This window comes from Haloechinothrix alba (assembly GCF_900188115.1).
GTDB classification, from domain to species: domain Bacteria; phylum Actinomycetota; class Actinomycetes; order Mycobacteriales; family Pseudonocardiaceae; genus Haloechinothrix; species Haloechinothrix alba.
Genome location: NZ_FZNW01000029.1, coordinates 1 through 21,514, shown reverse-complemented (window position 1 = coordinate 21,514; position 21,514 = coordinate 1). Strand labels below are relative to the sequence as shown.

At 69.2% G+C, this 21,514-nt stretch carries 21 protein-coding genes and 1 pseudogene; 9 read left to right on the top strand and 13 right to left on the bottom strand.

Annotated features, from left to right (window positions below; genetic code table 11):
• The first annotated feature begins 55 nt into the window (after nt 1-55).
• Complete coding sequence (locus CHB84_RS20385) at nt 56-1,840, top strand: gamma-glutamyltransferase family protein (protein WP_089303279.1); 1,785 nt, start codon at nt 56-58, stop codon at nt 1,838-1,840.
• A gap of 70 nt (nt 1,841-1,910) precedes the next feature.
• On the opposite strand, the gene CHB84_RS20380 is transcribed toward CHB84_RS20385, so the two are convergent.
• From CHB84_RS20380 to CHB84_RS20335, 10 genes are all read right to left on the bottom strand, one after another.
• Nucleotides 1,911-3,125, bottom strand: coding sequence for a cytochrome P450 (locus CHB84_RS20380; RefSeq protein ID WP_089303278.1), 1,215 nt, complete (start codon nt 3,123-3,125; stop codon nt 1,911-1,913).
• Between the two features lie 73 nt (nt 3,126-3,198).
• Nucleotides 3,199-4,812: an acyl-CoA synthetase gene (locus tag CHB84_RS20375; RefSeq protein WP_089303277.1), complete on the bottom strand. Its 1,614-nt coding sequence runs from the start codon at nt 4,810-4,812 to the stop codon at nt 3,199-3,201.
• 8 nt (nt 4,813-4,820) lie between these two features.
• The gene (locus tag CHB84_RS20370) at nt 4,821-5,372 is read right to left on the bottom strand and encodes a nuclear transport factor 2 family protein (protein ID WP_089303276.1); all 552 of its coding nucleotides are present in this window, start codon (nt 5,370-5,372) and stop codon (nt 4,821-4,823) included.
• Nucleotides 5,373-5,388: 16 nt separating this feature from the next.
• Nucleotides 5,389-5,583 (bottom strand): ferredoxin, encoded by a 195-nt coding sequence (locus CHB84_RS20365; RefSeq protein ID WP_089303275.1) that lies wholly within the window; start codon nt 5,581-5,583, stop codon nt 5,389-5,391.
• A complete protein-coding gene (locus tag CHB84_RS20360) occupies nt 5,580-6,938 on the bottom strand; it encodes a cytochrome P450 (RefSeq protein ID WP_089303274.1) in 1,359 nt (452 codons plus the stop codon). The genes CHB84_RS20365 and CHB84_RS20360 overlap by 4 nt, the downstream gene beginning before the upstream one ends.
• On the bottom strand, nt 6,925-7,719 hold the full coding sequence (locus CHB84_RS20355; RefSeq protein WP_089303273.1) for an SDR family oxidoreductase: 795 nt from the start codon (nt 7,717-7,719) through the stop codon (nt 6,925-6,927). Before CHB84_RS20355 ends, CHB84_RS20360 begins: the two co-directional genes overlap by 14 nt.
• A gap of 1 nt (nt 7,720) precedes the next feature.
• The gene (locus tag CHB84_RS20350; RefSeq protein WP_089303272.1) at nt 7,721-8,926 is read right to left on the bottom strand and encodes a cytochrome P450; all 1,206 of its coding nucleotides are present in this window, start codon (nt 8,924-8,926) and stop codon (nt 7,721-7,723) included.
• Nucleotides 8,923-9,504 (bottom strand): TetR/AcrR family transcriptional regulator, encoded by a 582-nt coding sequence (locus CHB84_RS20345; RefSeq protein ID WP_217898661.1) that lies wholly within the window; start codon nt 9,502-9,504, stop codon nt 8,923-8,925. Before CHB84_RS20345 ends, CHB84_RS20350 begins: the two co-directional genes overlap by 4 nt.
• 125 nt (nt 9,505-9,629) lie before the next feature.
• On the bottom strand, nt 9,630-9,824 hold the full coding sequence (locus tag CHB84_RS20340; RefSeq protein ID WP_089303271.1) for a ferredoxin: 195 nt from the start codon (nt 9,822-9,824) through the stop codon (nt 9,630-9,632).
• 349 nt (nt 9,825-10,173) lie between these two features.
• Nucleotides 10,174-10,860, bottom strand: a complete 687-nt coding sequence (locus CHB84_RS20335; RefSeq protein ID WP_089303270.1) for a PaaI family thioesterase — start codon at nt 10,858-10,860, stop codon at nt 10,174-10,176.
• A 188-nt stretch (nt 10,861-11,048) separates the two neighbouring features.
• Here CHB84_RS20335 and CHB84_RS20330 point away from each other — a divergent pair, with 188 nt between their 5' ends.
• From CHB84_RS20330 to CHB84_RS20310, 5 genes are all read left to right on the top strand, one after another.
• Nucleotides 11,049-12,518, top strand: a complete 1,470-nt coding sequence (locus CHB84_RS20330; RefSeq protein WP_089303269.1) for an aldehyde dehydrogenase — start codon at nt 11,049-11,051, stop codon at nt 12,516-12,518.
• A 16-nt stretch (nt 12,519-12,534) separates the two neighbouring features.
• On the top strand, nt 12,535-13,287 hold the full coding sequence (locus tag CHB84_RS20325; RefSeq protein ID WP_089303268.1) for an SDR family oxidoreductase: 753 nt from the start codon (nt 12,535-12,537) through the stop codon (nt 13,285-13,287).
• Entirely contained in the window at nt 13,233-14,171 is a 939-nt protein-coding gene (locus CHB84_RS20320; RefSeq protein WP_141134755.1) for an NAD(P)-dependent oxidoreductase, read from the top strand. The genes CHB84_RS20325 and CHB84_RS20320 overlap by 55 nt, the downstream gene beginning before the upstream one ends.
• Nucleotides 14,168-14,527, top strand: a complete 360-nt coding sequence (locus tag CHB84_RS20315; protein WP_089303266.1) for a carboxymuconolactone decarboxylase family protein — start codon at nt 14,168-14,170, stop codon at nt 14,525-14,527. The genes CHB84_RS20320 and CHB84_RS20315 overlap by 4 nt, the downstream gene beginning before the upstream one ends.
• Nucleotides 14,528-14,612: 85 nt before the next feature.
• Complete coding sequence (locus CHB84_RS20310) at nt 14,613-15,398, top strand: glucose 1-dehydrogenase (RefSeq protein WP_089303265.1); 786 nt, start codon at nt 14,613-14,615, stop codon at nt 15,396-15,398.
• Between the two features lie 133 nt (nt 15,399-15,531).
• Here CHB84_RS20310 and CHB84_RS24080 read toward each other — a convergent pair whose 3' ends face one another.
• Together CHB84_RS24080 and CHB84_RS24075 are read right to left on the bottom strand one after the other, a co-directional pair.
• Nucleotides 15,532-15,954 carry a transposase gene (locus CHB84_RS24080; RefSeq protein WP_425432321.1) on the bottom strand — a complete coding sequence of 141 codons (423 nt, stop codon included), beginning with the start codon at nt 15,952-15,954 and terminating at the stop codon, nt 15,532-15,534.
• Nucleotides 15,893-16,288: an IS5 family transposase gene (locus tag CHB84_RS24075; protein WP_425432320.1), complete on the bottom strand. Its 396-nt coding sequence runs from the start codon at nt 16,286-16,288 to the stop codon at nt 15,893-15,895. The genes CHB84_RS24080 and CHB84_RS24075 overlap by 62 nt, the downstream gene beginning before the upstream one ends.
• Between CHB84_RS24075 and CHB84_RS24070 the strand changes: the two are divergent.
• Nucleotides 16,287-17,170: pseudogene (locus CHB84_RS24070) on the top strand (isocitrate/isopropylmalate family dehydrogenase). The gene CHB84_RS24075 and the pseudogene CHB84_RS24070 sit on opposite strands and share 2 nt — an antisense overlap.
• Nucleotides 17,171-17,387: 217 nt before the next feature.
• On the opposite strand, the gene CHB84_RS20295 reads toward CHB84_RS24070, so the two are convergent.
• The gene (locus CHB84_RS20295) at nt 17,388-18,029 is read right to left on the bottom strand and encodes a TetR/AcrR family transcriptional regulator (protein ID WP_089303264.1); all 642 of its coding nucleotides are present in this window, start codon (nt 18,027-18,029) and stop codon (nt 17,388-17,390) included.
• A gap of 326 nt (nt 18,030-18,355) precedes the next feature.
• Between CHB84_RS20295 and CHB84_RS20290 the strand changes: the two genes are divergently transcribed.
• Nucleotides 18,356-19,735, top strand: a complete 1,380-nt coding sequence (locus CHB84_RS20290) for a lipase family protein (protein WP_089303285.1) — start codon at nt 18,356-18,358, stop codon at nt 19,733-19,735.
• Nucleotides 19,736-19,829: 94 nt separating this feature from the next.
• Nucleotides 19,830-21,419, top strand: coding sequence for a GMC oxidoreductase (locus tag CHB84_RS20285; RefSeq protein WP_089303263.1), 1,590 nt, complete (start codon nt 19,830-19,832; stop codon nt 21,417-21,419).
• Nucleotides 21,420-21,514 lie beyond the last annotated feature (95 nt).

Sequence of the window (21,514 nt, the reverse complement as noted above, 5' to 3'; positions counted from 1 at the left end):
TAGGCCTCCGCACCATAAAGTTAGTTGAGGTAACGAACAGCTGTACCATCACGTCATGTTCACGACACGACCGGAGCTTCTCGGCACCACCGGTATGGTCGCCTCCACGCACTGGCTGGGCTCGGCCACAGGGATGGCGGTTCTCGAGGCAGGCGGAAACGCCTTCGACGCCGCCGTGGCGACCGGGTTCGTGCTGCAGGTCGCCGAGCCGCACCTCAACGGCCCGGCCGGGCAGGTCCCAGCACTGCTGGCCACCGCGGACGACCCCCGGCCGGCCGTGCTGTGCGGGCAGGGAGTCGCTCCCGCCGCCGCGACCCCTGGGCGGTTCGCCGAGCTGGGCCTGCGGCTCATCCCCGGCAGCGGGCTGCTCCCCGCGACGGTGCCGGGGGCCTGGGACGCGTGGCTCCTCCTGCTGCGTGACCACGGCACCCTGCGGCTGCGCGACGTGCTCGGGTATGCCATCGGCTATGCCGAGCGCGGCGTCGTCGTCCTCGACCGCATGACCGAGACCATCCGGACCGTCGCCGACCTGTTCCGGACGCACTGGCCCAGCTCGGCCGAGCTGTGGCTGCCGGACGGCCGGCCACCCGAGCCCGGCTCGCTGCACCGCAACCCCGCGCTCGCACGCACCTGGCAGCGCCTGCTGGCCGAGGCCGAACGGTTCACCGGGCGTGAGGCGCAGATCGACGCGGCGAGGCGCGCATGGTCGCACGGTTTCGTGGCAGAGGCCGTCGACCGGTTCACCCACCAGGCGTTCCGCGACGACTCCGGCCGCGCGCACCCCGGGCTGCTCAGCGGCGACGATATGGCCCTGTGGAGCGCCGGGTACGAGGATCCACTGGTCACCGAGCTCGGCGACTGGAGCCTCGTCAAGTGCGGAGCGTGGACACAGGGCCCGGTCCTCGCACAGCAACTGCTCATGCTCGACGGATTCGCCGACCAGCTGTCCTATGTAGACGGTGTTCCGACAGCCCGCACCGTCCACCTGGCCGTGGAGTGCGCCAAGCTCGCCTTCGCCGACCGTGAGGCGTGGCTCGGCGACACCCCCGAGGCTGCCGCGACGGTACCCGACCTGCTCTCCGCGGACTACCTGCGGCAGCGCAGGGAGCTCGTCGCAGACGCGGCCGCGGACCTGCGTCCCGGCTCTCCCGGCGGCCGGCAGGCCCTGTTGCCCGGGGTCCTCGCCGAGACCCGCGGCCTCGCGGGCGGGGTCGGTCCCACGGGGGAACCGACGGTGCGCACGTCCGGGGTCACCGGTGGGGACACCGTGCACCTGGACGTGGTCGACTCGCGCGGCAACATGATCTCGGCAACGCCGTCGGGTGGCTGGCTGCAGTCCAGCCCCACGATCGGCGAGCTGGGGTTCTGCCTGGACACGCGTGCCCAGATGTTCTGGCTGGAGGACGGGCTGCCGAACACGCTCGCGCCGGGCAAGCGCCCCCGTATCACGCTGTCACCGTCGATGGCGCTGCGCGGCGGGCAGCCGCGGCTTGCGTTCGGCACTCCAGGCGGTGACCAGCAGGACCAGTGGCAGCTGTGTTTCTGGCTGGCGCACGTGCTCGGCGGGTTGAACCTGCAGGAGGCCATCGACGCGCCGGCCTGGCACACCACGGCGGTACCGTCCTCGTTCGTCCCGCGTGGCTGGACACCGCGTGGCCTCGAGGTGGAGTCACGTCTCGGAACGTCCACAATAGACGCTCTTCGCGAGTACGGCCACGAGGTCACCGACGCAGGCCCGTGGGCACTCGGCAGGCTCTCGGCCGTCGCCCGCGAACCCTCCGGGATCCTGCGCGGCGCGGCGAACCCGCGCGGCATGCAGGGCTACGCCGCGGGCCGCTGACCTCCCCACCGCGTGTCGGGCGTTTCGACATCCCGTGTCTGCCGCCGAGACACGTCCGGTCCCGCAACAGCTATCCGGTCGCGGCCCCCACCCGCGGCGTGGGCGTGAACTCGACGGGCATGGTCTCGATCCCCGACACGAAGTTCGCCGCGCGCCGGGGCAGCGGATCGGGCGCGCCGCGAGCGACCCGCAGATCGGGAAGCCTTGCGAGGACCCGCTGCATCATCTCGTCGAGCTCGAGCCTGGCCAGCCTGCTTCCCAGGCAGAAATGCGGCCCGAAGCCGAACGCCACGTGGTCGTTCGGTGACCGGTCGATGTCGAACCGCTCGGGCTCGGTGAACACCTCCTCGTCCCTGTTCGCCGAAGGGTAGAGCAACAGCACGGTGTCACCGGCGCTGATGTCCGCGTTGCCGAGCGTGGTGTCCCGCGTCGCCGTCCGGGCCATGTTCTTGATCGGCGAGACCCATCGCAGCATCTCGTCGATCGCGCCCGGCAGCAGCTGCGGATCGTCGCGTAGCCGCTCGTGCTGCGCCGGATGGGCCAGCAACGCCTCCGTACCGCCGCTGATGACGTGCCGGGTGGTCTCGTCCCCGCCGATCAGGATGAGCAGGGTCTCCATGGTGAGCGACTCGTCGTCGAGCCGCTCACCGTCCACCTCGGCGTGCGACAGCCTGCCGATGAGGTCCGAGTCGTCACCGTCGCGCCGCCGCCGGGCGATCCGATCCGCGATATAGGTGCTGTACTCGGCGAACGCCGTCGACGCCGCGTTCATCGCGGTCTCGTCCGGCGCCCCGAGAGCGCTGAGCATGTCGTCCGACCAGCGGAGCAGGTCAGGACGGTCCGCGGGCGCCACGCCGAGCATGTCCCCGATCACGTACAGCGGGAGCGGGGCGGCGATGTCGGCGACGAAGTCACAGGTGCCCACCTCGCAGACCTGGTCGATGAGCTCGTCGCAGATCGCGCCGACGGACTCCCGCATCGCGTTCACCGACTTCGGCATGAAGCCCGAGCTGACCTGCTTGCGCCTCCGGCGATGCTCCGGGTCGTCCATGTCGATCATGTACGGCATCGCGGGGTAGTCGGGACGTATCCCGCCCGCGCTGGAGAACGTCTCCGGAGCGGTCGCCGCGGCCTTCACGTCCTCGTAGCGCGTCACACCCCACACCCCGGACTCCTCGTCCCGGTACACGGGCTGGTTACGCCGCATCCAGGCGAACGCCGGGTACGGGTCGCCCGCGTAGAACGCCCCGTCAAGCAGGTTGACGGCACCTACCTCGTCTCGCATCGCCAGCTCCTCCCTCGAACCGAGCCGTATGGACGTCGTTGCTGACCGGACGGCACGCAGCTACCCGCCGCACTCAACCGTGCGCGACGGCAGCGTGCTCGCTGGTGAACCGTTCGGCCCACCGGTAGTCCGGTTTGCCGCTCGGCGAGCGGACGATCCGGTCGGCGACCCACACGCTGCGCGGGACCTTGTACCCGGCGAGCTCGCGGCGTACGTGGGCGCTCACCCCGTCGAAGTCCAGCCGCCTGCCCGGCCGGAGCTCGACGACCGCGGCGACCCGCTGGCCGAACCGCTCGTCCGGCACACCGACCACGACGGCGTCGAACACGTCGGCATGGGACTTCAGGGCGGCTTCGACCTCCTCGGGAAAGACCTTCTCGCCACCGGTGTTGACGCACCGGTTGCCCCGGCCGAGCAGCGTGATGGACCCGTCCTCCTCGACCGTCGCCCAGTCGCCCGGTATCGCGTAACGCTTGCCTTCGGACTCGACGAACATGGCTGCCGACTTCTCCGGATCCTTGTAGTACCCGAGCGGGAGGTGACCGCCTCGCGCGAGCCGCCCGACGACCCCGGACCCCGGCCGCACGGGGCGGTCGTTCTCGTCCAGCACCACGGTCTCGGCTCCGGCCTGGACACGCGGGCCGCGGTCCGAGCTGTCGTCGCGTGCGGCGACCGACATGCCGCCGAATCCGGTCTCGGATGAGCCGATCGAGTCGCTGATGACCACGTGCGGCAGTGCCTCGAGGCACTGGCGCTTCACCGACGGGGAGAACAGGGCGGCACCGCTACCGATCGCCACCAGCGACGAGGCGTCGTAGCCACCTTCGGACAGCGCCTCGATCAGCGGGCGCGCCATCGCGTCCCCGGTGATCACCGCGATGTTCACGGCGTGCCGCTCGACGAGCTGCCATACCTCGTGCGGGTCGAACTGCGGTGTCAGGACCAGCGTGCCGCCGGAGAACAACGCGGACAGCGCAGGCCACTGCGCGGCACCGTGGATCAGAGGCGGGATCGTGAACCAGGTACTGCCCTCGCCCTCAGCGCCCTGCCTGGCCTGCTGCCATTCGTCCCGCACGGCCTCACCGGTGTAGAAATCGATCCCACCGCCGAGCACCCGCCAGATGTCCTCGTGCCGCCACATCACGCCCTTCGGGGCGCCGGTGGTTCCCCCTGTGTAGAGGATGTAGAGATCGTCCGAGGTGCGCGAGGGAAACGCCCGCTCGGGGCTCGATGCGGCCAGTGCCTCCTCGTAGCGCACGGTGCCGCCATCGGTAGCGGGCTCCGTGACACCGTCGTCCACCACGACACGGTGCCGCAGCCGGGGAGTGTCCGGCAGTACCTCCGCGACGGTATCCGCGTATCCGGACTCGTGTACCAGCGCGACAAGGTCGGCGTTGTCCACGATGTACCGCAACTCGCTCGCCGTGTAACGGTAGTTCACGTTGATCGCGACGGATCGTAGCTTGTACGCGGCCAGCATCGTCTCCATCGCCTCGATGGAGTTCCGCAGATACAGGCCGACGTGGCTGCCCTCGCCGACACCGTGGGCGGCGAGGTGGTGGGCGAGCCGGTTGGAGCGTTCCTCCAGCTGGGAGTACGTGACCTGGCGGTCACCACAGATGACGGCGACGCGGTCCGGCATGAGGTCGACCGCGTGCTCGAACATGTCGGCTATGTTGAAGCTCATCGGTCACCTCACCAGATCGGGGCCGGGGTCTCGCCCTGGCGGTAGTATCCTGGCCGGCGCTGTCCGGAGCTCGCCTTCTCGATCCGCGCCAGCATGCCTTCCGACAGCGCTCCGTCGTTCATCATCTCCATGAACAGGGTCGATACGTTGCCGAAGTCGAAGAAGTCGCGCTGCCAGCACCACATCCAGTCGCCGCCGTAGCGGAACCAGCTCCCCCCGATGCCGGGTACCTCGTAGGCGGTGCCGTCGGGCCTTGTCCTGTCCGACTGCTGCTTCCAGAAGCCGACGACCTCTCCCTCCCTGTCGTCGATGATCAGCTTCTGGTAGGGGTAGCTCCAGCCGTCGAGCCCTTCCATCTCCTGACCGAGCGCCAGATCGCGGATCTCCTCCCGACCGACGGCCATGAAGTCCTCCCGAGGGCCGACGTTCCACCCGTAGGTGGCGTCCTCGGTGAACATGTCGGCAAGCGGGCGCCAGTCGCCGATCTGCTCGCACCGCCGGTTCTCCGCCAACCACCGCCGCACCATCTCGTCGAGCTCACTGCGCGGGAACGCGGGCATCGTTACCTCCTGGGTTCTAGGACTCGGCAATCCGGAGTGCCTGCGTGGGGCACGCGCTCACCGCGCGTCGCACGTCGCCGTGCGACTCCTCGGGCGGCTCATCCGTGACGAGCTCGACCGTGCCCCGTTTCGGGACGGTGAACACCTCGGGAGCCTCCAGCTCGCACATGGCATGCCCCTGGCACAGGTCGTGGTCGACATGCACCCTCATCGTGTGTCCTTCCTCCGCCGGTACGTCACGACGCACGGCTGGGACAGCTGGACGACCATCTTGCTGTGATCGTTGCGATAGGACTCCTCTGGCTGGGCGAGCTCGAACTCGAAGTCGCGCAGCAGCACCGAGAAGATAGCTTTGAGCTGGACCATCGCGAACATGGCGCCAACGCACCGGTGCCGCCCGGCTCCGAAGGGAATCCAGGTCCACCGGTTGACGATGTCCTCCTGGCGCGGCTCCAGGTAGCGATCCGGCCGGAAGGCGTCCGGCTCGGGGAAGTCCTCGGGCAACCGGTTCGACACGGCAGGGGTGGCGCCGACGAGCTCGTTCGCGTTGATGCGGTAGCCCGCGATCTCCATGTCCTCCTTCGCGACCCGCAGCAGCAGGATCAGCGGCGGGTGCAGGCGCAACGCCTCCTTCACCGCCGACTCCAGCTGCGGGATCTGGCGCAGGGCGCGGAAGCTCACCTCCGAGCCGTCCGCGTAGAGCTCGTCGAGCTCGGCGACGACCTCGGCGAGCACATCCGGGTGGCGCAGCAGCTCGATCAGCGTCCACGCCGCCGTACCGGAGCTGGTGTGATGCCCGGCGAACATCATGGAGATGAACATCCCGGTGATCTCGTTGGCACTGAACCGCTTGGCCCCCGTGTCGTCCTCGACGGACATGAGCACGTCCAGCATGTCGCGGTCCGACTTGTCCGCAGGGCCGTTCTTCGCCCGTGTGTCCATGATGTCGCTGACCAGCCGCACCAGCCCGGCACGTGCCTCGTCCCTTCGCCGGAAGCTCTCGATGGGCGCGTACGGATCCACGAACGCCAGCGCGTCCGTCCCCTTCTCCAGGTCGTGGTAGAGGTGCGCGAAACTGGAGTCGAGCTCCTCCCGGAACTTCTGCCCGATCAGGCAGGCCGAGGACGTGTAGATCGTCAGCTCCGCGAACCAGTCGAGCAGGTCGATCTGGCCCTCGTCTCCCCAGTCGGCGACCATCCGCTCGACTTCCCTGGCGATCGTGCTCGCGTGACCCTTCATCTGCTCACCGCGCAACGCCTGGTTGTGCAGCATCTCCTTGCGGCGTTCGGGGCTGGCGTCGAAGACGACTCCCTCGCCGAATATCGGGGTCATGAACGGGTAGGCGTCCGCCTGGTCGAGCTCCTCATCGGACGCCCGGAAGAAGGACTCGTTGGCCTCGGCGCCGGAGAGCAGCACCACCGGCCTCCCGGCGAGCTGGAAGGTCCCGACGGAGCCGCACTCGGACCGCACCCGGTTCATCAGACCGATGGGGTCGGATCGGAGTTCCTCGAGGTGCCCGTGCTCGCCTTGCGCGCCGGACACCTCAGGGGGTTCACGAAGCGTCATGAGCCTCCTTGGTCAGCGGGGCCTCCGGCTGTACCTCCATGAGCGCGACGTGCGCTCCTCTCGGAACGGAGACCACTGTGGATACTGCTGTTGCTATATCCGATGGGTGAAGGAAGTTCGGGTGGCGCGCGAACCCCCAGTGGACCCAGTCCTCCAGCAGGGGGCCTGCCTTCTCCTCGTCGAAGTCCATCCCCATCGCCGTCTGCGTCGGTCCCGGCCGGACGATGGACGCCCGGACACCGGTACCTTCGAGCTCCATCTGCATGGTCCGTGCCATCGCCTCGACCCCGGACTTCGCCGGGACGTAGCTACCCACCCGGGGTCGCGGCGAGCGCACGACATCGGAGCCGATGACCACGACGTCCCCGCGCCCGCGCCGCACCATCCCGGGGACCACCGCGGAGACCAGGCGGTGCGTGCCCACCAGGTGCACGTCCAGGTGGTGGGCGAAGTCCTCGGGGTCGAGCTCGTGGATCAGCGCCGCGTCGAGGTCGCCCGCCCCGGACACCAGGATCTCGGTCGGCCCGTGTGCCTCCTGCGCGGCGTCGACGAACTCCCGCACCGACGCGGCGTCGCCGACATCGAGCTTGTGCGCGAGGGCCTGACCGCCCTCGGCACGGATCGACTCCGCGACCTCCTCGCACGCCGCGATCCTGCGTGCGCCGAGCGCGACGGGGTGCCCCGCCGCGGCCAGCGTGCGGGCGGTACTGGCACCGATGCCCGACGATGCGCCGCTGACGAGCACCGGACGGCAGTCGGGGTGTGGCTCGAACGTCGGCATATCAATCGGTCTCCACACGGATCGGCAGGCCGGCGAACCCCCGGACGTTCGTCGAGTGCACGCGACGGGCGTTCGCGACGTCGACCTCGTAGCCCGAGATCCTCCCGACGAGCTCGCTGAGCGCGATCCGCGCCTCCATCCGCGCCAGGTGGGCACCGAGGCAGAAATGACTGCCACCCCCGAAGCTGGCGATCGTCTCGGAGCTCACGCGATCCAGGTCGAAGCTGTCCGCGTGCGGGAAGACGCGCCCGTCACGGTTCGCCGAACCGACGAGCAGGAGCACGACCTCCCCCGCCTGGATCGTGTGACCGTGCCACGGGATGTCCTCGGTCGCGGTCCGCGCGATGATCTGGCTGGAGGTGTCGTAGCGCAGGGTCTCTTCCACCCAGTCGGGGACGCGTTCCGGGTCGGCGAACGGCTTGGCGAGCTGGTCCGGGTTGTGCCACCCCCAGTAGAGAGCGTTACCCAGCAGCTTGGTCGTCGTCTCGTTGCCCGCGACGACCATCAGGAAGAGGAACCCGATGATCTCGTCATCGGTCAGCCGGTCACCGTCGAGCTCCACGTCCAGCAATGCCGAGGTCAGGTCCTCGGTACGGCGCGCCTTGCGCTCCGCGATCATGTCCGCGTAGTACTGCAACAGCTCGAGTGCGGCATCCATCGCGGCGGGCGGGACGTCCTGGACGCCCTCCTCGCGGTGCATCACGGTGTCGGCGAGCTCGCGGACCCGGTCCCGGTCGGCAGCCGGGACACCGATCAGCTCCGATATCACGTCCATCGGCAACTTGCCGGCGAACCATCCGATGAAGTCGAACTCCCGTGCCGCGAGCGCGGGTTCCAGGTACTGCCTGGTCAGCTCGCGGATGCGTTCCTCGAGCTCCCGCACGCGCCGCGGCGTGAACCCGCGCGAGACCAGCGACCTCATCCGCTTGTGCCGCGGGTCATCCATGGCGAGAAAGGACATGGTCTTCTCGGCCTGCGGCCCGTAAGCGGCCGGGTCGAGCGATACGCCGTAAGCACTGGACAGGCGCTTGCTGTCCTTGAAACCGGCCATCACGTCGGCGTAGCGGGACACCGCCCAGAACCCCAGCTCCTCGTTGCGGTACAGCGGCGCCTCGTCGCGGAGGAGCCGGTACGTGGGGTACGGGTCGTCGTGGAAGCCGTAGTCGTACGGGTTGAACCCGATCGCGGCGTGGGTCGTTCCTGTCATGACGATCTCCCCATGATCAGTCCTGCGGTGCTCGCGAGGCGGTCCGCGATCCGCTCGTAGGAGGTCGCACCCATACCGGCCTGCACGAGGGCGCCCGCGTAGGCGAACTCGAGCGCGTCGCGCACCTCGGGGTCGAACCCCTCCCCGAGGGCCTCCTCCAGGCGGTCCCGGATCCCGCTGCCGACACGTATCCGCAGCAGCGCCACGTCCGGGTCGCTGCCGAGCAGCGCCGACGTGCACGCCGCGGCCAGCTCGGGCTCGCCTGCCATCAACAGGGCGATCTCGCGCAGCAGGCTGATCACCCGCTCCTGCGGCGGAACCGACTCGTCGACACCGTCCGGCAGGGTCTGCAGCTTACGCCAGAACAGCTCCGCGATCAGATGATTCTTGGAGGAGAAGTAGGTGTACGCGGTCGCGGGTGCGACGCCGGCACGGCCGGCCACGTTGCGGACGGTCAGGCTCGCGTAACCGGTTGCCAGGAGCTCTTCCTCCGCGGCCGCGGTGAGACGCCGCACCATGTCCGCCTGCTTGGGGCTCAGCCTGCGCCGCGTCGACTCCTGAGCGATATCGTTGGACATATGACTAGACACTAGTCCAGTTCGGTGTCGACGGCAACCCCCTGTGGGGACCGCGCTCGGCTCCCACGTCACGACACCCGACGGCCCCGCGCACTCGTACGCCCGGACACCGCCGCACTGCACGGCTAGTCCACCTCGTGCAGGCTCAGCGCGAGCTTCGGGCACGACCGCACAGCGCGGCGAACCCGCTCGATCGTCTCCTGTGGAGGGTCATCGGCCACATGCAGGGTGTCGTCGGCGTCGAGCTCGAACACCTCAGGCGCAAGGCCCGCACACACCCCGTTGGCCTCGCACGCGTCGTAGTCGACCAGCACTCGCACGGCTCCTCCTGCGGCACTCGCCTGCGCGCGGCACACACCGAGCGCATCGCCATGGCAACGACAAGAAAGTAACATGTTCTACATCATGTGGACAACTGGCTGGACAGGAGTCAACCCGACCCGAGAACCCACCGGATCGACCACTGATCCGGCCACTCCAGGGATCCGCGTCGCGTTCTCACGAAGCGCCGAGGGAATGCCGGCACAACGTTCGCGCGTGTCGAGAAACGCGTTCTACGCTACTGTGCGATCATCCCGGGTGGCGCCCATCGAGCCCGCGGAGCTCGGGGCGGGCTCGATGGGCGCCACCCGTCACCCGGTACGGCGGGTGCGCATCGGGGCCGGGGACTCAGGCCCGGCCACCGTCCCCGGTATGTTCCGCCCGCGCGGGAAGGCCACTGACCGCCACCAGCGTGGCCGAGACGGTAGCGGTGACCTGCTCGTCGTACTGGATCCTGCCGGTCACATACACCTTTCGCCCCTGCGACCCCGCGACGCCGGCGTGCACCTCGAGCGGCACGCCGAGGGGAGTCGCACGGTGGTACTCGACGTTGAGCACCACCGTCATGCCGGGTGTACCGGCGGCGGCCGCCGCCCTGCCCACCGCGTGGTCGAGCACGGCGCTCACCCATCCGCCGTGCGCGCGTCCCGGCGCTCCCTGGTACGCGTCGCCCAGGCGTACCGATGCCCACATCTCGCCATCCCCCATGCGGATACCCGTCAGCGGCGGCGCGACGGGGTTGCCGGAGCCCTCGACCGGGTCGTTGACGCTCCCGGTCGGTACCCCGTCGACGGTCTCGAGCATCCGGGACGAGGGCAGCATCCGATCCCGCAGCCGCTCGGTGAGCGCGGCCACGTCCCTGGCGACCGCGCCGAGTTCCCCGGGCGCGAGATCGGTCCACATCGACATCTCGACCAGCTCCCGGATCCGGTCGGCCAGCTCCGTCCTGGCCCGAGGTGGCCCCGCGACCTCGACGGGTCCGCCACCGGCGCCGGAGCCCGCGTCCGACGTGCTCCCACTCGACTCGCCGGCCATGCGCACTGATCACCACCCAATAATCTAGAACTTGTTCTGCATATCCTACGCGCGCGACTCTCCCCCAGCGAAGGAAAGAACACGCACCTTCCACACGCCAAAGGAACATGTTCTACTGGATTTCCTTGCATGCCCACCCTATCTGAACTAGAGTACAGACACATGTCCAGAAACGTACGGGTGCTGCTATGACACTCTGGCCGGAAACGGCATCCGGGATACTCGTCGACGGCCGTCTCCGCGCCGCGGAAGCCGGCCGCGAGTTCGAGACCGTGAACCCCGCGACCGAGGCCGTCCTCGGCCGGGCCGCGGACGCGGGCCCCGCCGACATGTCCGAGGCGATCGCCGCCGCGCGGCGCGCCTTCGACGAGTCGAGCTGGCCGCGGGATGTCGGGTTCCGCGTGCACTGCCTGCGTCAGCTCAGCGCGGCCCTGCGCGCGCACGCCGACGAGCTGCGCGACATCACGATCGCCGAGGCGGGCGCGCCACGCATGCTCACGCACGGACCGCAGCTGGACATCCCCGTCGCCGACCTCGAGTGGTTCGCCGACCTCGCGGACTCCTACACGTGGACGGACGACCTCGGCACCGCCGAACCGATGGGCATCCCCTCCCGGCGCAGGGTCCGCCGCGAGCCGGCGGGTGTGGTCGGCGCCATCACGCCGTGGAACTTCCCGCATCAGATCAACTTCGCCAAGCTCGGACCGGCCCTTGCCGCGGGGAACACGCTCGTGCTCAAGCCCGCCCCGGACACCCCGTGGTGTGCCGCCGTCGTGGGGCGGATCATCGCGGAGGAGACCGACATCCCGCCCGGTGTGGTCAATGTGGTCACCTCGAGCGAGCACACACTCGGAACGCAGCTCGCCGAGGACCCGCGAGTGGACGTCATCTCGTTCACCGGTTCGACGGCTACCGGCTCCGCGGTCATGTCCACAGCGGCACGCACGGTCAAGCGGGTGTTCCTCGAGCTCGGCGGTAAGTCCGCCTACGTGGTTCTCGACGACGCCGACCTGGCGGAAGCGTGCGCGACGGCCGGGTTCACGGTGTGCACGCACGCCGGGCAGGGATGCGCGCTGACCACAAGGCTGCTCGTACCGCGAGACCGCGTCGAGGAGGCAGTCGAGGCCTGCGCGGCCACCATGCGAGGCATCGAACCGGGAGACCCCGCCGACCCCGGCACGGTCTGCGGGCCGCTCATCTCGGGCAGGCAGCGCGACCGCGTCGAGGACTACCTGAAGCTCGCCGCCGACGAGGGTGGGCGGATCGTGTGCGGCGGCAGGCGGCCGCCGGAACACGAGAAGGGATTCTACATCGAACCCACGCTGATCGCCGGGCTCGGCAACGACGCACGGGTGTCCCGGGAGGAGATCTTCGGCCCTGTGCTGGTCGTCATCGGCCATGACGGTGACGACGACGCGGTCCGCATCGCCAACGACTCGCCCTACGGGCTCTCCGGCACGGTGCACGGTACCGACACGGAACGCGCCCACGCCGTGGCCGACCGGCTGCGCACCGGAACGGTGAGCGTCAACGGTGGCCTCTGGTACTCCGCGGACGCACCGTTCGGCGGCTACAAGCAGTCGGGGATCGGCCGCGAGATGGGTGTCGCCGGGTTCGAGGAGTATCTGGAGACCAAGCTCGTGGCCGAGCCGGCATAGAGGGAGACACCACATCATGCGCCGTTTCGAGGACAAGGTCGCCATCGTCACCGGGGCCGCGCAGGGCATCGGCGCGAGCTATGCCCATGCACTTGCCGCCGAGGGCGCCCGCGTCGTGGTCGCCGACCTCAACCGCGCCGCGGGGGAGACGGTCGTCAAGGAGATCACAGGTGGCGGGGGCACCGCCGAGTTCGTCGAGGTCGACGTGTCCGATCCGGACTCGACAGCCAACATGGCCGAGCGGGCCGCCGGGAGCTTCGGCGGAATCGACTACCTTGTCAACAACGCGGCCATCTACGGCGACATGCAGCTCGACCTCCTGCTCACCGTGGACTGGGATTACTACAAGAAGTTCATGAGCGTCAACCTCGACGGCGCCCTGCTGTGCACCAGGGCGGTGGCCCCGCACATGACCGAGCGGGGTGGCGGCGCGATCGTCAACCAGTCCTCGACCGCGGCCTGGGTCTACTCCGGTTTCTACGGCCTGGCCAAGGTCGGCATCAACGGGCTCACGCAGCAGCTCGCGCACGAGCTCGGCGGTTCCGGCATCAGGATCAACGCCGTGGCTCCCGGGCCGACCGACACCGAGGCGACCCGCACGGTGACGCCGGGCAGCATCGTCGCGCAGATCGTGGACGGGATGCCGCTCAAACGGATGGGCAGCCCAGCCGACCTCACCGGGACCTGTCTCTTCCTGCTCTCCGACGACGCCGCATGGATCACCGGGCAGATCTTCAACGTCGACGGCGGTCAGATCATCCGTTCCTGAGCGCCGGGAAGGTGGCACACATGACGCCAGTGGGGTTCATCGGCCTCGGGCAGATCGGCACAGAGATGGCGCGCAGGCTACTCGACTGGCCCGCCGGCCTCGTCGTGCACGACGCCCGTCCCGAAGCGATGACTCCGCTGACCGACGCGGGTGCCGAGGCGGCCTCGAGCCCGCGTGACCTCGCCGAGCGAGCCGGGATCATCTCGGTGATGGTCCGCGACGATGCGCAGGTCGATGAGGTGCTCGCCGGTCCATCCGGGATACTCGCCTCCGCCTCACCCGGTGCCGTCGTGGCGATCCATTCCACGATCACCGACGCCACCGCGGAACGGCTCGCCGGGTTGGCGCAGCCGTACGGGGTGAGCATCGTGGATGCACCCGTCAGCGGGGGCGCCGTCGGCGCCCAGCACGGCACGCTCGCCGTCCTGGCAGGGGGCGGCGCGGAGGCGATCGAGCGGTGCCGCGCGCCGTTCGGGCACTGGGCCAACCACGTGATGCACGCCGGACCGCCCGGAGCCGGTACGCGGGCGAAGGTGGCACGCAACCTGCTGCACTTCGTCGCCTTCAGCGCCGCGGCCGAGGCACAACGGCTCGCCGAGGCCGCGGGCATCGACCTGACCGAGCTGGGTGCCGTCGTGCGGCACTCGGATGCGGTGACCGGCGGCCCCGGGGCGATCATGTTGCGCCCGACGACCGCGCCGATGGCCGCCGACGACGGTCTCCGCCCGATCCTCGGCCACGCTCGGGATCTCGGTACGAAGGATCTCGGACTGGCGATCGAGCTCGGCGATCGGCTCGGCGTCGAGCTCCCCCTCGCACGGCACGCGCTCGACAACCTCGAGAGCGACCTCGGCCTCGGGAAGCCAGGAACGGAGGAGGCATGACGGAAGGCAAGCGGCAACAGGGCCTGGAGATGATGCGGCAGGTGTACGGCTGGGATGTCCAGGACGGCCCAGGGGAGTTCTTCGCCCAGACCGTGGACCACCTCTTCGGCGAGATCTGGACCAGGCAGGGGCTGAGCGTGCGCGACCGGCGGCTGCTCCTGCTCGGCGCGCTGGCGGCCCAGGGCCTCGACGACGTCGCCGAGATCCAGGCCCAGGCCGCGCTCGGTAACGAGGAGCTCGACGGCGAGCAGCTGCGTGAGGTCGCGCTGTTCCTGACACATTACGTCGGTTGGCCACTCGGCACCAAACTCAACATGACGATCGAGCGGATGCTCGGCAAGAACGAGCGATCGTGACGCCGCTCGCAGGTGGCGTGCCGGCATCGTCCCGGCCGTACCCGCATCCCGTAACCGGCGTCGCACAGGGAAGGACTGGCAAGGCATGAGCAGGCTGGCAGGCAGGACCACATTGATCACCGGGGCCGCGCGCGGCCAGGGAGCCGCGGCGGCCCGGCGCGTCGTGGACGAGGGTGGCCGGGTCATGATCACGGACGTCGCGGATGCCGAGGGCAAGGAACTCGCGGCTTCCCTCGGCGAGGCTGCGGCCTTCACCCACCTCGATGTGACATCGGAGCAGGGTTGGCAGGAGGCGGTCCGGGCCACTGTGGAGCACTTCGGCGGCCTCGATGTGCTGGTGAACAACGCGGGCATGCTCCGGTTCCGCGAGCTGGAGCACACGACCCTCGGCGAGTACGAGCAGATCGTCTCGATCAACCAGGTGGGAACCTTTCTCGGGATGCGTTCGGTCATCGCCGAGATGGAGCGCTCCGGTGGCGGGTCGATCGTCAACGTGTCCTCGGTCGAGGGGCTGGCCGGGATGCCCCAGGTCGCGGCGTACACGGCGAGCAAGTTCGCCATCCGTGGCATGACCAAGGTCGCCGCGCTCGAGCTGGGCAGCAAGGGGATCCGGGTGAACTCGGTGCATCCCGGTCTGATCGACACCGGCATGATCGGCGACGCCATGGGCGGGGCGGATCTCGACCTCGCGCCCGCGGGAAACCTCGTCGCGCTCGGCCGGATCGGCGAGCCCGCGGAGATCGCCGCCCTCGTCGCCTTCCTGGCCAGCGACGACAGCTCGTACTGCACCGGTAGCGAGTTCGTAGCCGACGGCGGCTCCACGGCCGCGCACGGCCTGAACAGACCGCGCTACGGCGTGACAGGCAGCTAGGGCGTGTCTGATAATTGTCGGGTCCAGGCGATGACGGCGTTGAGGATGATCGCTGCGCGGTAGGTGGTGGCGTGTTTGTCGTAGCGGGTGGCCAGGCCTCGCCACTGTTTGAGATGGCAGTAGCGGCGTTCGATCACGTTGCGGTGCCGGTATTCGGCGGTGTCGAGCCCGACAGGCCGGCCGCCGCGTGAACCGCGGTTCTTGCGGTGCTGTTTCTGATCGTCGGGTTCGGGAACACGGCGGTGATGCCGCGGGAGCGTAGGTGGGCCCGGATCGCTCGGGAGGAGTAAGCCTTGTCGGCCCGCACTGCATCGGTTCGGGTGCGTGGCCGTCCCATTCGCCGGTCCACGCGCAACTGTCGCAGCAGTGGCAGCAGCATCGGAGAATCGCCGGCCTGGCCCGCGGTCAGCAACGTGACCAGGGGCAGCCCGCCGCCGCCGACAAGTTGGTGGATCTTCGTCGACAGCCCACCGCGGGAACGGCCGAGCGCATGGTCACGCGGCTCGATGGTCGGCTGCGTGTAATTCGATCCAGCCCCCTGTGCGGCGCGTGACATTCGCCGCGTGCTGATGCGCCCGCGCGATCGTGGAATCGACCGAGACCGACCAATCCACCAACCCGGCCGCATCCGCCGCAGCGGTCAACTCAGACAGCACCGCATCCCACGTGCCCTCAGCAGCCAGCCGCCGATGCCAGGTCCAGACCGTCTGCCATGGCCCGAACACCTCGGGCAGATCCCGCCACGCGATCCCCGTCCGATAGCGGTAGATGATCGCCTCAACCATCGTCCGCGCATCCGAAAACGGCCGACCCCTACGACCAGTCGGACGCGGCAACATGTCCTCGATCAACGACCACTGGGCATCCGAGAGCAGCTGAAACCGCGACATGCCCACACACTCCCGGCACACCACCCAAATATTTGTCAGACACGCCCTAGCCAATCTGCTGGCGGTCCAATCCGCGGTGGACGGGGCCGACGCGCCTATGCGAACGTGCGCCCGGTCCGCTCATTGCCGCATTGCAGGAGCCCGCTGGCCTCTTCCGATCCGATTGACCTGGTCATCGAGTGGGAGAACCTGGAGGGTCTGTACGTCGGTGCGGAAGGTGACCTCGAGACGGCCTGGGAGCGGGGTGTCACCGATCGGACCCGGCGACCGATCGCAGCCGCAGGTGATTACACGGCGCTGGAGCGAGGCCACCGCGCACGCTGCGTTCCGCCTGGCCGAGCAGCGAGCGAACAGGCGCGGCAGGCCCGGCCGAGTTGCGATCGGGAGCAAGCACAACGTTTTGCCCCGCACGGACGGCCTGTTTCGCGACGTAGCTCTCGAGGTCGGTGCGCAGTATCCGGAAATCGACGTGACCAGCTACCTGGCCGATGACCTCGCGCGCCGACTGGTCGCGAATGCCGCCCACCTGGACGTGCTGCCCAACATGTACGGCGACATCCTCTCCGACGCGGCGGCTGCCGTGATAGGTGGCCTCGGGGTAGCACCCAGCGGCTGTTATGGCGACGACTACGCCTACTTCGAACCAGCGCACGGTACAGCCCCCGACATCGCGGGCCACAACGTCATCAGCCCACCGCACAGATGTTGTCGGCGGTGATGATGCTTGAGTGCTTGGGTCAGCAGGCCCCGGCACGGCGGCTCAACGCCGCGATCACGGCGGTCTACCGCGAAGGGAGGATCCTCACCCGCGACCAGGGCGGCAACGCTTCCACAATCGAATTCACCCAAGCAGTCCTTGAACGGCGCCACTCCGGGTGTTGACTCGGAGGCGTGTAAGCGGATCCGGTTGTCGGAGCAGGAGAACGAGGTGTTGCGGCGCGTGGCGGCGGATCCATCGCAGGTGGTGCGTGCTCAGCAAGAAGCGCCGCATCCGGCACGGTCGACCCGCCGTGCCGGCCCACGACATCCCGTGGTCCCCTCTGCGATGGCAGATTGAGTCGGTGCGGTAAGGGTTGTCGAGTGATTGTCTGAGATTCGGTTAGTACGGCAGTCCCTCTGTCGCGGTGTGCAGTGCGGTGTGCAGGCAGGCCGTGAGCTCTTCGGTTCCGGCGCTGTTGTCGGTGGCGTAGCGCTGGGCGAAGTCCTCGGCCGCAGCGCGTAGAGCGCCGTTCAGGGTCGCCGCGTGGACCTTGATGCGCAGGTTGTCGGAGCTTAGGCCGGAGCGGTCGGCGAGGAGTCGGCAGAGGACCGGAAGCGCGTCGTCGTGTGCCTGCAGCCACACCACCCGCAGGGCCGGCTCGGTGTGGGTCATGCGGATCAGGTTGAGTACAGCGGGTTCGGCCTGGGGCAGCGTGCCGCTTTCGCAGGAGTTGACGAAGAAACTCAGCAGGCCGACGTTCGGCGGCCAGTCGCGCAGTTGTTCGGTAGCTGCCTCCAGACCTGCGGCCAGTAGTGGGCGTACGCAGCTCTCCTTGGTGGGGAAGTGCCGCCACAGTGTGCGAGTAGAGATGCCCGCCGCATGGGCGATCTGCTCGCCCTTGGTGGTGGCAACGCCCTGCGCGGTGAACAGGTCGACCGCGTGCCGCGCGATCTCCAGTCGCAGAGCGGCTTTCCGCCGGTTGTTGAGCGAGGGCCTGGCGGTCGGCTCGTCGTTCGCCTTGCCAGATGTCGCGTTGCCCACCACTGTTCACTGCTCCTGTGCCGCCGGTCGTCCAAGTATAGGGGCCGGTCCAAGTGACGCATGATGCCATCTTGGCACTGAGTGCCATCCGCGTTATGCTTCCTGGGGTGACTCGCCAGTAACCGAGGTCATCGCAGGAGTTGACGACGCGTCGCCGGGCACGCGGCCACGAACCGTGCGCCGACCGACGCGACCGGCCTGCGGAAGCGCGCACCGCCGCCGTTTCCACACGAACAGGCCGGGCGCCGCACGGGTCGCGGTGACCGACCGCGAACCCGATCGGCTTGCGCAGTTCGCACCATCCAATGACGCAGAGAGTGATCCGCATGCCCCGATCCCACCCCCGGCGGCACCCGTCATCCGCCGCCTCCGCCCCGCCTGCGCGCGGTCGCCTGCGCGTACGCGGCCTGATCGCCGCGAGCGCTGCCGCGCTGCTGCTCGCCGGTATCCAGGCCACGCCGGCGTCGGCGGACGCCCCTTCGCCCGAGGCGGAGAGCTCGAACTTCTACGACCCACCCGCGAAGCTCCCGGAAGCCGACGGCGCGCTGGTGCGCACTGAACGCCTCCCGCTCGCGGCGAGCCTGCCCAGCATCGACGGGCAGCGGTTCCCGGGAACGGCCACCCGCCTGATGTACAAGACCACCGACTCCGCCGGCGAGCCCGCGGCCGTCACCGGCGCCTACATCGACCCCGCGGCGTCATGGCGCGGCGAAGGACCGCGTCCGCTGGTGGCCGTGGCGCCCGGGACCATGGGCCAGGGAGACCGTTGCTCCGCCTCGATGGGGCTGGAGCGCCCGATCCAACTCAACGGTGACTCGGTGTCGGTCGGCTACGAGGACATCGTGATCTACCGGCTGCTGGCCGCCGGGGTGGGCGTGGTCGTCACCGATTACATCGGGCTCGGCACGACCGATCGGCTGCACACCTACATCAACAGGGTCGACAGCGGGCACGCCCTGCTCGACGCCGTCCGCGCGGCGCGTTCGCTGCCCGACGCGTCGATCACCCCCGAGTCGCGCGTCGGTCTCTACGGCTACAGCCAGGGCGGCGGTGCCAGCGCCTCGGCTGTCGAACTGCAGCCCACCTACGCCCCGGACGTCCGGCTGACCGGCGCCCACGTCGGCGCACCGCCCGCCAACCTCGCCGAGGTCCTCGCCGGTATCGACGGCAGCGCCCTGGCCGGTGCACTCGGCTGGACACTGAACGGGTTCCTGCAGACGTACCCCGATCTGCGGCCCATCGCCGATGAGTACCTCAACGACGCGGGCAAATCCGCGCTCGAGGATCTGTCCACGAAGTGCGTGGGTGGCGGGATCTTCGGCCACGCCTTCACCCGCAGCAGCGACTGGACCACCACGGGCCGGTCCCTCGGGGAGATCGTGCGAGCGGAACCGCGCTTGCGGGAAGTGCTGGACGAGCAGCGCATCGGCACCGAGAAGCCCGCCACCGCGGTGCGCGTCACGTCCGGGGTGCAGGACGACCTCGTCCCGCACGCACAGACCAGGCAGCTGGCCGCCGACTGGTGCGCCCAGGGTGCCGAGCTCACCTACGCGCCCGTCCGCCTCCCGAACCTCGGCGACGGACTGCTGCTCAACCACTTCGCCCCGCTGCTCATCGACCAGGGCAAGGCGGTGTCCTGGCTGAAGGATCGCCTCACGGGCGAGCCGGCTAGCTCGAACTGCGACTCGCTGCCCGAACAACCCTGACGCTCTCCCGCCGCCACGTGCCGGGCGCACGGACGACCGGCTGCCCGCGTCCGCGCGCCCGGACCCGCTCACCATCACGAGGAGCCAGCCCCACATGACCACCACCACGAGGCGGAGTGTGCTCGCAGGTGCCGCCAGCATCACGGCGGCGAGCCTGCTCGGCTCCGGAATCGCCTCGGCGCGGGTCCGGTTCACCCGAGAGGAACACCGCGCCGTCGTCATCGGTTCCGGATTCGGCGGCGGTGTTGCCGCGCTGCGCCTGACCCAGGCGGGCGTTCCGGTCACCGTGCTCGAACGCGGACGCCGCTGGCCGACCGGTCCCGACGCCGAAACCTTTCCCCGCGTGTCCAACCTGGATAAACGAGCGCTCTGGTACGGCACCGTCCCGGACGCCGCCAGGCCCCTGGCGACGCTGCTCGGCGCCCCGCTGAACTCCGAACCCTACGTCGGGCTGCTGGAACCGGTCCTGGGCGAGAACATCCTGAGCATCTGCGCCGCCGGCGTCGGCGGGGGATCACTCGTCTACCAGGGCATGACGCTGCAACCGTCGGAAGCGGTGTTCAACACATGGTTGCCCGAGCGGCTCGACTACGGCCGGATGAACGAGATCCACTACCCGCGGGTCGCACGGATGCTCCGGACGGCGACCGCCCCCGACGAGCTGATCGCCTCGCCGAACTACTACGCCGCGAGGGTGTTCGGCGAGCGGGTGCGCCGGGCCGGCTACGACCTCGAGAAGATCCCGATGCCGATCGACTGGGACTACGCACTGGCCGAGCTGCGCGGTAACATGAAGCCCTCCTACACCAACGGGGATTGCGCGCTCGGGGTGAACAACGGTGGCAAGAACTCGGTCGACGTCACCTACCTCGCGGCGGCCGAGCGGACCGGCAAGGCCACCATCGCCACCCACCACAACGTCACCGGCGTCGCCCGTACGCGGGATGGCCGGTGGGAGGTACACGTCGACCGGACCGATGACAACGGCCGTGTGCTCGAGCAGAAGCTGCTCACCACCAACGCGCTGATCATGGCGGCGGGCAGCACGGGCACCAGCAAGCTGCTGGTCCGCGCCCGGGAAACCGGTGCGATCCCCGGTCTGCCCGACGGCCTCGGCGGGGAGTGGGGCACCAACGGCGACCGCATCTACGCCTGGACCGACCTCGAGGAGAACCTGGGCGCGGTCCAGGGCGGACCCGTCGTCTACGGCAGCAAGGAGTGGAACGACCCGGCTACGGCGAACACCGTCATCCAGGCTTCGCTGCCGCCCCTGGGGATCAACACCAGAACGACCATGCTGGTCGGGTTCGGGGTGAGTGCCGACCGCGGGCACTTCGCGTACGACTCGCACACCGACTCCGTGTCCCTGCACTTTCCCCGGGAGGGCGACGCCACCAGCTACCGGCACATCCATCGGCGGGTCTCGGAGATCGCGGCCGGTCTCGGCGCGCTCACCGACACCAATGAGCTGGTCAACAGCACCTGGCACCCACTCGGTGGGGCACCGATGGGCTCGGTGTGCGATCTGGACGGCAGGGTGCACGACCAGCCGGGCCTGTACGTGCTCGACGGCGCCTTGATCCCCGGTACGACCGGAGCCTGCAACCCGTCGATGACGATCGCCGCGGTCGCCGAGCGCGCGATGGACAACATCGCCGCCCAGGACGTCCAGCAGGTCATTTGAGGTTCTCCTCGGGTTTGTGTGGGTGGTGTGCGCGGTAGGTGGGGGTGGTGTGCCGGCTGTGTCAGGCGTGTGGTGATTGTGCGGCGTGGATGAGG

Excerpts from the sequence above, each read along its gene's own strand:
- CHB84_RS20385 (WP_089303279.1), top strand. The coding sequence starts at position 56 with ATGTTCACGACACGACCGGAGCTTCTCGGCACCACCGGTATGGTCGCC.
- CHB84_RS20380 (WP_089303278.1), bottom strand. The coding sequence starts at position 3,125 with ATGCGAGACGAGGTAGGTGCCGTCAACCTGCTTGACGGGGCGTTCTAC.
- CHB84_RS20375 (WP_089303277.1), bottom strand. The coding sequence starts at position 4,812 with ATGAGCTTCAACATAGCCGACATGTTCGAGCACGCGGTCGACCTCATG.
- CHB84_RS20370 (WP_089303276.1), bottom strand. The coding sequence starts at position 5,372 with ATGCCCGCGTTCCCGCGCAGTGAGCTCGACGAGATGGTGCGGCGGTGG.
- CHB84_RS20365 (WP_089303275.1), bottom strand. The coding sequence starts at position 5,583 with ATGAGGGTGCATGTCGACCACGACCTGTGCCAGGGGCATGCCATGTGC.
- CHB84_RS20360 (WP_089303274.1), bottom strand. The coding sequence starts at position 6,938 with ATGACGCTTCGTGAACCCCCTGAGGTGTCCGGCGCGCAAGGCGAGCAC.
- CHB84_RS20355 (WP_089303273.1), bottom strand. The coding sequence starts at position 7,719 with ATGCCGACGTTCGAGCCACACCCCGACTGCCGTCCGGTGCTCGTCAGC.
- CHB84_RS20350 (WP_089303272.1), bottom strand. The coding sequence starts at position 8,926 with ATGACAGGAACGACCCACGCCGCGATCGGGTTCAACCCGTACGACTAC.
- CHB84_RS20345 (WP_217898661.1), bottom strand. The coding sequence starts at position 9,504 with ATGTCCAACGATATCGCTCAGGAGTCGACGCGGCGCAGGCTGAGCCCC.
- CHB84_RS20335 (WP_089303270.1), bottom strand. The coding sequence starts at position 10,860 with ATGGCCGGCGAGTCGAGTGGGAGCACGTCGGACGCGGGCTCCGGCGCC.
- CHB84_RS20330 (WP_089303269.1), top strand. The coding sequence starts at position 11,049 with ATGACACTCTGGCCGGAAACGGCATCCGGGATACTCGTCGACGGCCGT.
- CHB84_RS20325 (WP_089303268.1), top strand. The coding sequence starts at position 12,535 with ATGCGCCGTTTCGAGGACAAGGTCGCCATCGTCACCGGGGCCGCGCAG.
- CHB84_RS20320 (WP_141134755.1), top strand. The coding sequence starts at position 13,233 with ATGGATCACCGGGCAGATCTTCAACGTCGACGGCGGTCAGATCATCCG.
- CHB84_RS20315 (WP_089303266.1), top strand. The coding sequence starts at position 14,168 with ATGACGGAAGGCAAGCGGCAACAGGGCCTGGAGATGATGCGGCAGGTG.
- CHB84_RS20310 (WP_089303265.1), top strand. The coding sequence starts at position 14,613 with ATGAGCAGGCTGGCAGGCAGGACCACATTGATCACCGGGGCCGCGCGC.
- CHB84_RS24080 (WP_425432321.1), bottom strand. The coding sequence starts at position 15,954 with ATGTCACGCGCCGCACAGGGGGCTGGATCGAATTACACGCAGCCGACC.
- CHB84_RS24075 (WP_425432320.1), bottom strand. The coding sequence starts at position 16,288 with ATGTCGCGGTTTCAGCTGCTCTCGGATGCCCAGTGGTCGTTGATCGAG.
- CHB84_RS20290 (WP_089303285.1), top strand. The coding sequence starts at position 18,356 with ATGCCCCGATCCCACCCCCGGCGGCACCCGTCATCCGCCGCCTCCGCC.
- CHB84_RS20285 (WP_089303263.1), top strand. The coding sequence starts at position 19,830 with ATGACCACCACCACGAGGCGGAGTGTGCTCGCAGGTGCCGCCAGCATC.